Origin of the sequence: Mycolicibacterium llatzerense (assembly GCF_000878195.1) — a bacterium.
Classification (GTDB): domain Bacteria; phylum Actinomycetota; class Actinomycetes; order Mycobacteriales; family Mycobacteriaceae; genus Mycobacterium; species Mycobacterium llatzerense.
Genome location: NZ_JXST01000001.1, coordinates 51,537 through 64,189 on the forward strand (window position 1 = coordinate 51,537; position 12,653 = coordinate 64,189).

General features: G+C 67.5%; 12 protein-coding genes. 7 read left to right on the forward strand and 5 right to left on the reverse strand.

What is annotated here, in order from left to right:
- The first annotated feature begins 40 nt into the window (after positions 1 to 40).
- Positions 41 to 583: a TetR/AcrR family transcriptional regulator gene (locus TL10_RS00255; RefSeq protein WP_043983928.1), complete on the forward strand. Its 543-nt coding sequence runs from the start codon at positions 41 to 43 to the stop codon at positions 581 to 583.
- On the opposite strand, the gene TL10_RS00260 is transcribed toward TL10_RS00255, so the two are convergent.
- Together TL10_RS00260 and TL10_RS00265 are read right to left on the reverse strand one after the other, a co-directional pair.
- Complete coding sequence (locus TL10_RS00260) at positions 584 to 2,083, reverse strand: carboxyl transferase domain-containing protein (RefSeq protein WP_043983929.1); 1,500 nt, start codon at positions 2,081 to 2,083, stop codon at positions 584 to 586.
- 17 nt (positions 2,084 to 2,100) lie between these two features.
- On the reverse strand, positions 2,101 to 2,907 hold the full coding sequence (locus TL10_RS00265; RefSeq protein ID WP_192830153.1) for a DUF6498-containing protein: 807 nt from the start codon (positions 2,905 to 2,907) through the stop codon (positions 2,101 to 2,103).
- Between the two features lie 89 nt (positions 2,908 to 2,996).
- Here TL10_RS00265 and TL10_RS00270 point away from each other — a divergent pair, with 89 nt between their 5' ends.
- The 6 genes from TL10_RS00270 to TL10_RS00295 all read left to right on the forward strand — a co-directional run bounded on the left by TL10_RS00270 (position 2,997) and on the right by TL10_RS00295 (position 8,952).
- Positions 2,997 to 3,731: an enoyl-CoA hydratase gene (locus TL10_RS00270; RefSeq protein WP_043390606.1), complete on the forward strand. Its 735-nt coding sequence runs from the start codon at positions 2,997 to 2,999 to the stop codon at positions 3,729 to 3,731.
- Positions 3,731 to 4,846, forward strand: a complete 1,116-nt coding sequence (locus TL10_RS00275) for an MBL fold metallo-hydrolase (protein WP_043390609.1) — start codon at positions 3,731 to 3,733, stop codon at positions 4,844 to 4,846. The genes TL10_RS00270 and TL10_RS00275 overlap by 1 nt, the downstream gene beginning before the upstream one ends.
- Positions 4,847 to 4,919: 73 nt before the next feature.
- A complete protein-coding gene (locus TL10_RS00280) occupies positions 4,920 to 7,334 on the forward strand; it encodes a cation-translocating P-type ATPase (protein WP_043983932.1) in 2,415 nt (804 codons plus the stop codon).
- A 48-nt stretch (positions 7,335 to 7,382) separates the two neighbouring features.
- Positions 7,383 to 7,601: an antitoxin gene (locus tag TL10_RS00285; RefSeq protein ID WP_043390613.1), complete on the forward strand. Its 219-nt coding sequence runs from the start codon at positions 7,383 to 7,385 to the stop codon at positions 7,599 to 7,601.
- Between the two features lie 2 nt (positions 7,602 to 7,603).
- Entirely contained in the window at positions 7,604 to 8,041 is a 438-nt protein-coding gene (locus TL10_RS00290; RefSeq protein WP_043390615.1) for a type II toxin-antitoxin system Rv0910 family toxin, read from the forward strand.
- Between the two features lie 140 nt (positions 8,042 to 8,181).
- Positions 8,182 to 8,952 (forward strand): VOC family protein, encoded by a 771-nt coding sequence (locus TL10_RS00295; protein ID WP_043983934.1) that lies wholly within the window; start codon positions 8,182 to 8,184, stop codon positions 8,950 to 8,952.
- 74 nt (positions 8,953 to 9,026) lie between these two features.
- Here TL10_RS00295 and TL10_RS00300 read toward each other — a convergent pair whose 3' ends face one another.
- From TL10_RS00300 to TL10_RS00310, 3 genes are read right to left on the reverse strand one after another with little or no spacing between them, the layout of a single operon-like run.
- On the reverse strand, positions 9,027 to 9,881 hold the full coding sequence (locus TL10_RS00300) for a winged helix-turn-helix transcriptional regulator (RefSeq protein ID WP_043983935.1): 855 nt from the start codon (positions 9,879 to 9,881) through the stop codon (positions 9,027 to 9,029).
- 35 nt (positions 9,882 to 9,916) lie between these two features.
- Positions 9,917 to 11,413, reverse strand: a complete 1,497-nt coding sequence (locus TL10_RS00305; RefSeq protein ID WP_043983936.1) for a carotenoid oxygenase family protein — start codon at positions 11,411 to 11,413, stop codon at positions 9,917 to 9,919.
- Positions 11,410 to 12,609 carry an acetyl-CoA acetyltransferase gene (locus tag TL10_RS00310; protein WP_043983937.1) on the reverse strand — a complete coding sequence of 400 codons (1,200 nt, stop codon included), beginning with the start codon at positions 12,607 to 12,609 and terminating at the stop codon, positions 11,410 to 11,412. The genes TL10_RS00305 and TL10_RS00310 overlap by 4 nt, the downstream gene beginning before the upstream one ends.
- Positions 12,610 to 12,653 lie beyond the last annotated feature (44 nt).

Genomic DNA, 12,653 nt, shown 5'->3' on the forward strand with positions numbered 1-12,653 from the left:
CGATGCCAAAGTCAACAGTTGTTGGCATACACTTGTTGGCATGCGTAGATCGTCGGAAGAGACCAAGGCGGTGATCCTGGCCGCGGCCCGGGAGCGGTTCGCGACGACCGGCTATCAGGCGGCGACCATCAGGGCCATTGCCGCGGACGCGCACATCGATCCGTCGATGGTGATGCGGTACTTCGGCAACAAGGATCAATTGTTCGCCGCCGCAGCCGAATTCGACCTGCGGTTCCCCGACCTGTCGGACGTCCCGCGGGCTGAACTCGGCGCCGCGCTGGTGGCGCATTTCCTGGACCGCTGGACCCAGGACGACGGGCTGATCGTGCTGCTGCGCTCGTCGACCACGAATGCCGAAGCGGCGCACCGAATGCAGGCCATTTTCGCCGAGCAATTGGGGCCCGCGATCGCGCGGCTGAATCCCACCGACCCGGCACGGTGTGCCGGGTTGATCGCCACGCAGGTGCTCGGCATGGCGATGTGCCGGTTCGTCCTGAAGCTGCCGCCCATCGTCGCGATGAGCGACGGCGACCTCGTCCACTGGCTCGCGCCGACGCTGCAGCGCTACCTCGACGAGGCCTGATCAGCTGCCGGGGACGCCGATCCGCCGATACCGTTGCAGCCGAACCCCTAGCCGCTGCGCGGCGGGCACGGTGTGCAACGCGTGCAGCTCGGCGGCGATGGCGGCAGACATCCGTTCGGTGAACCCGACCGGATCGTCGGCGGCGTCGGGATTCTCGGGCACGATCACGTCGACGATCCCGGCCTTCAGCAGATCCAGGGACCGAACACCTTGGGCGGCAGCAAGTTCCGGGGCATGGTCGACGTCGCGGTAGACGATGGCGCTGGCGCCTTCCGGCGGCAACGGCGCCAGCCAGCCGTGCTGGGCAGCGAGCACCCGGTCCGCCGGGACCATGGCCAGCGCCGGCCCGCCGCTGCCCTGACCCAGCAGCACCGACACCGTCGGGGTGTCGAGCGTGACGAGTTCGGCGAGGCACAGCGCGATCTCACCGGCCAGCCCGTCCTCCTCGGCCTGCTGCGACAGCGCGGGTCCGGCGGTGTCGATCACCAGCACCAGCGGCAGCTGCAAGCCGGCGGCGAGCGCCATGCCGCGGCGCGCCTCCCGTAGCGCGCGCGGCCCGACCAGGCCGCCGATCACCCGGCGCTGACCGACCACCACCGCGGGCTGCCCGCCGAAGCGGGCCAGCGCCAGCAGCGTCGTCCCCGATTCGCCGCGCCCGGTCCCGGACAGCAGCACCCGGTCCGTCGCTCCATGCGCCAGCAGATAGTCCACGCCGGGCCGATCCGCGCGCCGCGACGCCTCCACCGAATCCCACGCCGGGTTGTCCGTGATTTGTGCACGATTTTCCGCGCTCGCCGCGGATTTTCGTGCACAAATCACCGGGTCCGGCGGGTCGGTGACCACCGTCAGCACCCGATCCACGACGCCGCGCAGCTTGTCCAGCGGCACCACGCTGTCGATCACGCCATGCGCGAACAGGTGCTCGGCGGTCTGCACACCCTCGGGGAACGGCTCGCCGTACAGGTGCTCGTACACGCGCGGCCCCAGGAACCCGATCAGGGCGCCCGGTTCGGCGGCGGTCAGGTGCCCGAGCGACCCCCAGGACGCGAACACCCCGCCGGTGGTCGGGTGGCGGAGATACACCAGGTAGGGCAGGTGCGCTTTCTTGTGCAGCTCGACGGCCGCGGCGATCTTCACCATCTGCAGGAACGCGACGGTGCCCTCCTGCATGCGCGTCCCGCCCGACGACGGCGACGCGATCAGCGGCAAGCCGAGTGCGGTCGCGCGCTGCACGGACGCGGTGATCCGCTCGGCCGCGGCCACTCCGATCGAGCCGGCCAGGAAGTCGAATTCGCAGGCCAGCACGGCCACGCGTCGACCGGAGACGGTGCCCTCACCGGTCAGGACGGACTCGTCGAGCCCGGTGCGCAGCGTCGCATCGGCCAGCTCGGCGCGGTACGCGTCGGTGACGGCCACCGTTAGCGGCGGTCCGTCCCAGCTGCGGAACGATCCGTCGTCGAGGATGGCGTCGAAGAACTGCCGTGCTCCGGTCCGGCTCACTCGGTCAGGCTAATCGGCTACCGCCCGGCCCCGGTCCACGCCTCGTCGTTTCGGACCCGGCGCCTGGCCTCGGCGGCCTGGTCCTTGACCCACACGTCTTCGAACCGCTGCCCCTCGGGTTCGCGGCGGAGGCGATTCAGCAGCCGGCTCAGCCACTTCGGCGGGGTGGCGGGCTCGTACTGCGGCAGTCCGCTGGCCAGCGAGTACAGCGTCTTCAGCACCACGAACACCCCGAACATCCGGGCGGGGGAGTTGCTCACCGCGGCGGCGAAGATGCCGAAGATCAGCGCGAGATGCACCACCCCGACCCGCCCGAAGCTCCGGTTGGCGGTCTGCTCGAGCAGACCGAACGACCAGCGGCGCAGGTACGGCACATCGACGAGGAAATCGATCACGATGATGACGAGCATCTGCGCGCAGCCGATGCCCGCGCTGCGCCAGTCCAGGCCCACCAGCTCGGCGTTTCCGTTGTGCGTGAGGATCAGCAGGATCACCGCGATGAAGACGCCGTGCGCCGCACAGAAGACCGCGTTGATGAAGAAGAACCCTTTGATGAAGGAACCGGGCTTTCCCTGGGGACCTTTCGACTGCGGCGCTTCGTACCGGAAATGGCCGCGGCGTGGGTTCCACCGCTGCTGCAGTACACCGCGCGCGTAGATGAACAGCAGACCGACGACGGTCTCGAACCAGTAGACGATCAGCGTCGTCGCCGCTGACCAGTCCTGCGAGAACCAGCCCACCGCCGGGATCGCGTTGGCCGCGATCAGCGTCAACGTGTGAGCGATGCGATTCGCCCGGGGCTGGTCGGGCGGGGTAGGCGGCACGGGGCAATCGTTGCACCTGAACACGTGCGTTACTCCGCAACACGGCTCGTGCCTCGCCGCTTGATCGTCGTACCGCCTAGGCTGGCCGAATGATCGGAGTGACCCGGGACGGCAATGTCCTGACCCTGGAAATGCAGCGCCCCGAGCGGCGCAACGCGCTGAACGCCGCACTTGTCGACGGCGTGCGCGAAGAAATCGAGAAGGCCTCGCCGGCCGATACCCGCGCGATCGTGCTCACCGGGCAGGGCACCGTGTTCAGCGCGGGCGCCGATCTGTCCGACGCCGAGGGCGTGGCCAGGGAGCTGCCGGACAAGGCGCTGGCCCTGAACCTGGCCATCGACGCCAGCCCGATCCCGGTCATCGCGGCGCTCAACGGCCCGGCCATCGGTGCCGGCGTCATCCTGGCCATGATCTGCGATCTGCGCGTGGCCGTCCCCGGCACCTACTTCCAATTCCCCATCGCCAAATATGGTCTGGCACTGGATAACTGGAGCATCCGCCGGCTGACGTCGCTGGTCGGACACGGCCGGGCCCGCGCCATGCTGATCGCCGCCGAGCGCCTCGACTTCGACACCGCGGTGCAGACCGGCATGATCAACCGCGTCGGCTCGCTGACTGACGCGCAGGCCTGGGCTGCCGAGATCGCCGGCCACGCGCCGCTGTCCGTGGCGCACTCCAAGCGTGTGCTCAACGACGACGGTGCCTACGACACCGTCCGCGGCGAGCACACCCGCATGTTCAACAAGGCCTGGGCCAGCCCGGATGTGATCGAGGCTCAGGTGGCCCGGTTCGAGAAGCGGGCACCGAGGTTCCAGGGCGCCTGATGCTGCGACGGGCACTGCGGCTGATGTGGGGAACGGCGGCGCTGGTAGCCGGTGGCTGGGTGGTGCGGGCGCTCAACGGCACGCCCGCCGCACTCGGTGCCGGCCCCGTGGATATCAACGCGGTGGCGGCCACCTCGCCCAATTATCACGACGGGGTGTTCGTCAACCTCGAACCGGCGTCGGACACGGAGCTGAGCCGGGAACAGCAGTACGCGCTGGTCCGTGATCTCCTCACGGCCGGTGCGACCCAGAAGCCCCCGGTGCCCATCCCGCTGGTGGTGCCCGACCCCGGGCTTCCCGCCGGGGACCTCGCGGTCACCTGGTTCGGGCACTCGTCGGCGCTGATCGAGATCGACGGCTACCGCGTGCTGGCCGATCCCGTGTGGAGCCGACGGTGCTCGCCGTCGCGGACCGTCGGCCCGCAGCGGCTCCACGAGGTGCCCGCGCCGCTGGAGGCGCTGCCGGCGGTCGACGCGGTGATCATCAGCCACGATCACTACGACCACCTCGACATCGACACCGTCACGCAACTGGCCGGCATGCAGCGGGCCAAGTTCTTCGTGCCGCTGGGCATCGGCGCACACCTGCGCTGGTGGGGCATCCCGGCTGAGCGCATCGTCGAACTGGACTGGAATCAGAGCGCCAAGCTCGGCGAGCTGACGCTGGTGTGCACGCCGGCCAGGCACTTCTCGGGCCGCTTCCTGACCCGCAACACCACCCTGTGGGCGTCGTGGGCGTTGATCGGCCCGCAGCACCGGGCGTTCTTCGGCGGCGACACCGGCTACACCAAGAGCTTCGGCGACATCGGCGCCGACTACGGGCCATTCGACCTGACCCTCATGCCCATCGGTGCGTACCACCCGGGCTGGCCGGATATCCACATGAACCCGGAGTTCGCGGTGCGCGCGCATCGCGACGTCACCGACAGCGGCCTGCTGGTGCCGATTCACTGGGCGACGTTCCGGCTGGCCCCGCACCCGTGGTCCGAGCCGGTCGAACGCATGATCGTCGCGGCGCGCGACGAATCGGTCGATGTGGCCGTACCCATGCCGGGGCAGCGGTTGGAGCCGGCACGGCTGCCGGGGCTGGATGAGTGGTGGCGGCCGTCTCAATAGCGATTTGTGCACGATTTTCCGCGCCGGTCGCGGATTTTCGTGCACAAATCACGACTTCGTGGGGGAATGAAGCGTGACTGTCGACGATCCGGAACGCAGCGTCACGACGGATCTCACCGGCCTGTCGGACGCTGACGTCGCACAGCGAGTCGCCGCCGGCCAGACCAACGACGTCCCGACGCGGGCGGCCCGCAGTGTCTCGGAGATCATCCGCGCCAACGTCTTCACCCGGATCAACGCGATCCTCGGGACGCTGTTCCTGATCGTGCTGGCGACGGGCTCGGTGATCAACGGGCTGTTCGGGCTGCTGATCGTCGCCAACAGCGCCATCGGCATCATCCAGGAGTTGCGGGCCAAACAGACCCTGGACCGACTGGCCATCGTCGGTCAGGCAAAACCGTTGGTGCGCAGGCAGTCCGGCACGCAGGAACGGCCGGCGGGCGAGGTGGTGCTCGACGACGTCATCGAACTCGGCCCCGGCGATCAGATCGTGGTCGACGGAATCGTGCTGGAAGCGGCCAACCTCGAGGTCGACGAGTCGCTGCTCACCGGTGAGGCCGACGCCATCGACAAGAACCCGGGTGACACCGTCATGTCGGGCAGCTTCGTTGTCGCCGGTAGCGGTTCCTACCGCGCCACCAAAGTCGGCCGTGCGGCTTACGCGGCCCAATTGGCAAACGAGGCAAGCAAATTCACCCTGGTCAAGTCCGAGCTGCGTAGTGGTATCAACACCATCCTGCGGTTCATCACCTACCTGCTGTGGCCCGCCGGCGCGCTGATCATCTACACCCAGCTGTTCACTGTCACCGGCGTCGGCTGGCGGGAGTCGGTGCTGCGGACCGTCGGCGCCCTGGTGCCGATGGTGCCCGAAGGCCTGGTGCTGATGACGTCGCTGGCATTCGCCGTCGGCGTGGTCCGGCTGGGCCGGCGCCAGTGCCTGGTGCAGGAACTGCCGGCCATCGAGGGCCTGGCCCGCGTCGACGTGGTGTGCGCCGACAAGACCGGGACGCTGACCGAAAACGGTATGCGCGTCAGTGATCTCAGCACATTCACGACGGACGACGCCGCGTCCGTGCTGGCCCAGATGGCTGCCGACGACGTCCGGCCCAACGCCAGCATGGCCGCGATCGCCGAGGCGTACAAACTGCCGCCGGGTTGGGCCCAGACCGCAAACGCGCCGTTCAAATCCGCGACCAAGTGGAGCGGGGTGTCCTACGGCGAGCACGGCAACTGGGTGCTCGGTGCGCCCGACGTCCTGCTCGCTGCCGGTTCGCCGGAAGCCGAACAGGCCGAACAGATTGGCGCACAAGGCCTGCGGGTGCTGCTGCTCGGTGCCTCGGACCGCCCCGTCGACGCACCCGATGCACCCGGCGAAGTGACCCCTGTGGCGCTGGTGACCCTGGAGCAGCGCGTCCGCCCCGATGCCGGTGCGACGTTGGAGTACTTTGCGCAGCAACATGTCTCGGTCAAGGTGATCTCGGGCGACAACGCGGTGTCGGTGGGCGCGGTGGCCGGTTCGCTCGGGTTGCACGGTGAGACGCTCGATGCCCGTCACCTCCCGGACGAACCCGAGCAGCTGGCCGAAACCGTCAGCGAATACACCACTTTCGGCCGCGTCCGGCCGGATCAGAAACGCGCCATGGTGCATGCCCTGCAGTCCCGTGGCCACACCGTCGCGATGACCGGCGACGGCGTCAACGACGTGCTGGCCCTCAAGGACGCCGACATCGGCGTCGCGATGGGGTCGGGCAGTTCGGCGACCCGCGCGGTCGCGCAGATCGTCTTGCTGGACAACAAGTTCGCCACCCTGCCGTATGTGGTGGGGGAGGGCCGCCGGGTGATCGGCAACATCGAGCGGGTCTCGAACCTGTTCCTGACCAAGACGGTCTACTCGGTGCTGCTGGCGGTCCTCGTGGGTCTGGCAGGCCTGTCCGCCAGGTTCTTCGGTACCGAGCCGGTGCTGTACCCGTTCCAGCCCATCCACGTCACCATCGCGGCCTGGTTCACCATCGGTATTCCGGCTTTCGTGCTGTCGCTGGCGCCGAACAATGAACGGGCGCACCACGGTTTCGTGCGCCGGGTGATGACGGCCGCACTGCCGTCGGGCCTGGTGGTCGGGGCCGCGACGTTCGCCTCGTACCTGCTGGCCTATCACGGGAAGTACGCGGATGTGGTCGAGCAGAACCAGGCGTCCACCGCCGCGCTGATCACACTGCTGGTGTCCGCGGTGTGGGTGCTGGCGGTGGTGGCCCGGCCGTATCAGTGGTGGCGCGTGGCGCTGGTCGCCGCGTCGGCGTTGGCGTACGTGGTGATTTTTTCGATTCCCTGGGCGCAGCAACAGTTCATGCTCGATCCGTCGAACCTGACGCTGACCTCGGCCGCGGTCGGAATAGGCCTGGTGGGCGCGGGCGCGATCGAGGTGCTGTGGTGGCTGCAGGGCCGCTGGCTGGGCGAGCCGCGTCGGTTGTGGCGAACCGACGAGCAATGAACAATGAGCACGTTCACTGGACAATCCGGCAATAGATAGGGTGAAACCATGGGATTTCTGGACAAGGTGAAGGACCTGGCGGCACAGAACGCCGACAAGGTCGAGGCAGCCATCGAGAAGGTCGGCGACATCGTCGACGAGAAGACCGAGGGCAAGTTCAAGGGCGTCGTCGACAGCGCCCAGGAGGCCGCGAAGAAGGCCGTTGCGGGCGAGCAGCCGGCGCAGGCCGCTGCCGAGCCGCCTGCCGAGGGGACCCAACAGCAGTAGTCATGGCAAAGCTCGCAAGTTCTATCGAAGTACCGCTGTCTCCCGACAAGGCCTGGGAGGCAGCGTCAGACCTGTCCCGGTACGACGACTGGCTGTCCATTCACCGGATGTGGCGCAGCGCGTTGCCCGAGACGTTGGGGAAGGGCACCCAGATCTCGTCCGTCGTCGAGGTCAAGGGCATGCTCAACCGGGTCGACTGGACCATCGTGCATTACAACCCGCCAGGGTCACTGACCCTCAACGGTGTCGGCAAGGGTGGTGTCCGGGTCAAGTTGATGGCCAAGATCACGCCGGCCGGCGACGGGTCGAACGTGGCGTTCGACATCCACCTCGGTGGCCCGGCATTGTTCGGGCCCATCGGCATGGTGGTGGCGGCTGCGCTGCGGTCCGATATCCACCGGTCGCTGGACAAGTTCAAGGAGCTGTTCGCGCCGGTTTAAAACCCGCCAACGTGAAGAAGGTGGCGAGAATCTTCGAAGTTCTCGCCACCTTTTTCACGTTCGAGGCGCCGCGATGAGTTTTCGGCGGGGTGGTGGTCTGTACTGATGACCACCCCGTTACCCATCTAGGGAGAAGCATCATGACCACCCGTACTGCAACCCCGCTCGGCGCTCCGGTCTGGATCGACCTGGCCACCTCGGATGCGGCTGGCGCCCAGGCGTTTTACCGCACGGTGATGGGTTGGGAATACGAAAACCCGGGGCCTGATTACGGCGGCTACATCAACGCCCGGCGCGACGGCCGGTACGTCGGCGGCATGATGGCGAGCGACCCGGCGTGGAACGCTCCCGACGCCTGGACGGTGTACCTGCACACCGCAGACATCCAGGCCACCATCGACGCCGCGGTCGCGGCCGGCGCCACCAACTGCATCCCGGCCATGGAGGTGCCCGAGAAGGGCTGGATGGCCATGCTCACCGACCCGACGGGCGCCTTCTTCGGCCTGTGGCAGCCGACCGGGCATCAGGGCTTCGAGGTGTACGAGGAAGCCGGCGCCCCCGCGTGGTTCCAGCTGACCACGACCGACTTCGCCAAGGCCACCGAGTTCTACACGATGGTGTTCGGCTGGCAGCTGCAGGTCGAGGCCGACAGCCCCGAATTCCGTTACAGCAACGCCATCTTCGATGGCGTGCCGCTGATAGGCGTGATGGACGGCTCGGTCATTCCCGGCCTCGTTGGTTCCACGTGGAACTGTTTCCTCGGCAGCGACGACGTCGACAAGACCATCGAACTCATCACCGCCAATGGCGGCTCCGTGCTGCGCGCCGCCGAGGACACCCCGTACGGGCGACTGGCCGCCGTCACCGACCCGACGGGCGCCGCATTCAACTTGGCGTCGATCCAGGGCTGACCGCCCAACCTGAGCTTGTGGTCGAACATTCCGCGGATTTTCGACCACAAGCTCAGCTTCGGTGCCGAGCATCCCTACGTTGGCTGCTGCCCGATCTCGGACCCGCGTACCGACTCCTGGCATTGGTCGCACGCCAGTTGGGCGTGGAACTCGTTCGCGCACCGCGTGTGGGTGACGATCACCGCCGGGCCTTCCGGTGTGGCGAACCAGCGCTGCGCCCAGTCGAGTGCGGTGACGATGACGGGGAGCACCGCCCGGCCCTTCTCGGTCAGCCGGTACCGGCCGTCGCTGACCGTCAATACGTCGTTGCCAACCAGGATTTGGAGCCGGTCGGCCAGCGATCCCGGTGGGGCACCGAGCTGGTCGGCGAAATCGGTGAACCGGGTGGTCCCCACGAACGCGGCCACCATCACCGCGAACGACCACCGATTGCCCAGGATGCTCATGGTCTGCGGGAACAGCTCGGCCTGTCCGCCCCGGTTGCCGTGGGAGCGCCGCCGGGTCGCCGACACCGGCATGGAGCGGGGCCACGACCCGCTCGGACCCCATTGCGCGACAAGGCTTTTCTCATCGGCGAGGCTTCCGCAGGCGCGGCAGGTCAGCTCTGGGGAGAAGGTCCGCCCGCACAGTCCGTGCCGCAAGGCGGGCAGATCGTGCTCGGGCACCCACCGTCGTTCCCAGTCCCAGATCGACACCAGCACGGGCCACAAGGACCGGCCGCGTCCCGTCAGCCGATACTCATATCGGGGTGGATTCAACTGGTATTCACCACGATTCAGCAGTTCGGCGTCGGTCATCATGCTGAGCCGCCGCGTGAGCACCGCATGGGAGATCGGCAGCCGGTCGGCGAACTCCGCATAGCGGGTGGCGCCGAGTAAGGCCTGCTGTGCGATCAACAGGGTCCATTCGTCGCCGAGCAGGCCGAGCATTCGGCCCACGGCATTGACATCCGGGCCGGGCCCCATCATTCGCGCCAGCGCCGCAGTTCCGAGCCGGCAGCCCAGGTCGAATGGGTGCCACTCGATACCCGTTCCGGCAGTTGGAGTTTGCACACCGGCCCGTCGGCCACCCGGGCCGCGTCGAAGACCAGGCAATAGGATTCATCGGCGTTCATGTCGGTGGTGATGGTGACCAGATAGCCGTCGTCCTCGCCGGTGCTGCCGACGCGTGGTGCCATGGCCGTCTCGCTGCCGAACACCCCGTCTTCGAAGGCGTATCGCTGTTCCGATCCGGTGTGCAGGTCGTGTCGGACCAGGCCGTCGAACAGGAACCAGCCGGGTTTTCCGGTCGCGGCGTAGGTGTAGCGGTAGTCGCGGCCGGCGTTGGCGGAGTTGATCATCCCGAATTCGGTGATGCTGTCGGACAGCTGCTCTTCGCGAGTTTGCCCGGTGACGAGGTTGAATCGCCAGCGGTGCAGTCGGGTCTGCATTCCGTCCAGGGACAGACCGCGAAAGATGTGCTGCCACTTGGGATCCATACCGTTTTCGGCGCCGTCGCTCGGTGCGGGCTCACCTTGGAAGAACCCGTCGAGCACAATCTCGTCACCGTCCTCGTAGGCATTGGTGAAGTGCAGGACATAGGTGCTGTCCGCTTCGAACCAGCGCACGTCGTCGGCGGTGCCGCGGCGGGGCAGGACCGCGAACCGCGACGGCAGATCCCGGTGCAGGCGCGGGATGTGCGCGTTGTGTTTGAGCAGCTCGGCATCCCAGAACAACGGAAAGTCGTTGAGGATCACGTAGTTTTCGGTGAATGCCATATCGTGGGGCAGCCGCGGCCCGGGCAGTTCGACATCGACGTAGTGCACCAGCGCGTTGTTCTCGTCGACAACCCCGTAGTGCAGGTACGGGGCCTGCTTGCCGTAGTTGAAGAACAGCAATTCGCCGGTGCGGTCATCGGACTTCGGGTGCGCGGACACCCCGAGGTCGGTGGGGAAGCCCCCACGCCAGTCCTCTTTGCCCAGGTTGTCGCCCGTGTAGGGGTCGATGCGGTACAGGTCGCCACACTGATAGAAACTGGTCAGCGCCACGCCGCGGTGCACCGTCACGTCGGTGCTCGAGGCATCCTTCATGAATGTCCTTGCGCCCCAACCATGTTTGCGCTGGGCCAGTTCGACCGGTTCGGCGATTCCCGGCCACAGCGGGCCACCCGCCTCGATCTCGGCGAGCAAACCGTCGGTCCGGACGAACCGGTTGCGGTAGAAGGCTTTTCCATCCCGGAAGCCGACGATGTGCAGCATGCCGTCGCCGTCGAACGGATGGTAGAACTTGAACGCCGGGTGCAGCGGGTTCTCGGTGTTGCGCAGGTACACCCCGTCCAGGTCGGCGGGAATCTCGCCGTCGACGGCGGGCAGATCGTCGGCGTCCCACTCCGTGGTCTGCGGGCGCCACGCGCCGGTCCGGTACGGGTGGTCGTCATCCTCAGGCAGCGTGGACAGGTACTTGGCGACGACGTCGGTGTTCATGAGACCTCCTGGGCGGACCCGATGACAAAGCTGACCGTGGTGGCGGTGCTGCCGCCGAAGTTCAAGGTGCCGAAGGTTTTTGCACCTTCGACCTGGTAGGCGCCGGCAGTGCCGCTGACTTGTTTGGCGGCGTCGAGCAGCATCCGGACGCCGGAGGCGCCAACCGGGTGTCCTCCGCCGATCAGGCCGCCGCTGGGATTGACCGGCAGGCGTCCGCCGATCTCGATCTCGCCGTTCTCGATGGCTTTCCATGATTCGCCGGGGCCGGTCAGGCCCAGGTGGTCGATCGCCAGATACTCACTGGGCGTGAAGCAGTCGTGCACCTCGACACCGTCGAGGTCGTCGACGCTGACCCGCGCCCGTTCGAATGCGTCGAGCGCGGCCCGGCGTACGTGCGGCAGGACGTACGGGTCATCGGCGGAGTGGGTGAGCTTCTGCTGCAACCCCAGGCCGACGGTGCGATGTCCCCAGCCGTCGATGCGGGCGATGGGCCGGGTCGTGGGGTGGTTGCGCCGGTAGGCGTCGTTCACCAGGACGACCGCGGTACCGCCGTCGGTCATCTGGCTGCAGTCCAACCGGCGGATGCGGCCCTCGACAGGGGGATTGGACCGCGGATCGACGGACCAGGACCGGGTTTGGGCGTTCGGGTTGGCCCGGGCGTTGGCGTAGTTCAGGGCGGAGATGGCGTCGAGGTGGATGTCATCGAGGCCGTAACGCCGGTCGTACTCGTCGGCCACGAGGCTGAACATGTGCGGCCACATGAACTGTGCGTCGGCACCCTCGTGGCCGGTCCACGCCGCGGCGCCGAGATGCTGCGCGGCGGTGTCCCCGGGCACCGTTTTCTCCAGTTCGACGCCGAGGACGAGCGCGCTGTCATAGGCGCCGGAGCGCAGATCGGCGATTGCCGCGAGGGTCGCCACGCTGCCGGATGCGCACGCCGCCTCATGCCGAGTGGCCGGGGTTTCCCAGAACCCCTCGTCGACGGTGGCCGGCATCGCGCCCAGGTGACCTTGTGCGGCGAACATCTCGCCGAAGGCGTTCGCGACGTGCACAACACCGATATCCGCGGCCGAAACCTTGGCCGCGGCCAAGGTTTCGCGGACCACCTCAGCGGTCAGGTCGGCGAAGTCCAGACCCTCCCGGTGCAGGTTGCGGGCGAAATCACTCTGGTAGCCGCCGAGGATCCACACGTCCATTCCGGCGACGTTACTACAACTAAGAGAGTGACTGAAGAAAAGTG

Excerpts from the sequence above, each read along its gene's own strand:
- TL10_RS00275 (WP_043390609.1), top strand. The coding sequence starts at position 3,731 with ATGCTGCGACGGGCACTGCGGCTGATGTGGGGAACGGCGGCGCTGGTA.
- TL10_RS00300 (WP_043983935.1), bottom strand. The coding sequence starts at position 9,881 with ATGCTCGGCCTGCTCGGCGACGAATGGACCCTGTTGATCGCACAGCAG.
- TL10_RS00290 (WP_043390615.1), top strand. The coding sequence starts at position 7,604 with ATGGCAAAGCTCGCAAGTTCTATCGAAGTACCGCTGTCTCCCGACAAG.
- TL10_RS00310 (WP_043983937.1), bottom strand. The coding sequence starts at position 12,609 with ATGGACGTGTGGATCCTCGGCGGCTACCAGAGTGATTTCGCCCGCAAC.
- TL10_RS00285 (WP_043390613.1), top strand. The coding sequence starts at position 7,383 with ATGGGATTTCTGGACAAGGTGAAGGACCTGGCGGCACAGAACGCCGAC.
- TL10_RS00255 (WP_043983928.1), top strand. The coding sequence starts at position 41 with ATGCGTAGATCGTCGGAAGAGACCAAGGCGGTGATCCTGGCCGCGGCC.
- TL10_RS00295 (WP_043983934.1), top strand. The coding sequence starts at position 8,182 with ATGACCACCCGTACTGCAACCCCGCTCGGCGCTCCGGTCTGGATCGAC.
- TL10_RS00270 (WP_043390606.1), top strand. The coding sequence starts at position 2,997 with ATGATCGGAGTGACCCGGGACGGCAATGTCCTGACCCTGGAAATGCAG.
- TL10_RS00305 (WP_043983936.1), bottom strand. The coding sequence starts at position 11,413 with ATGAACACCGACGTCGTCGCCAAGTACCTGTCCACGCTGCCTGAGGAT.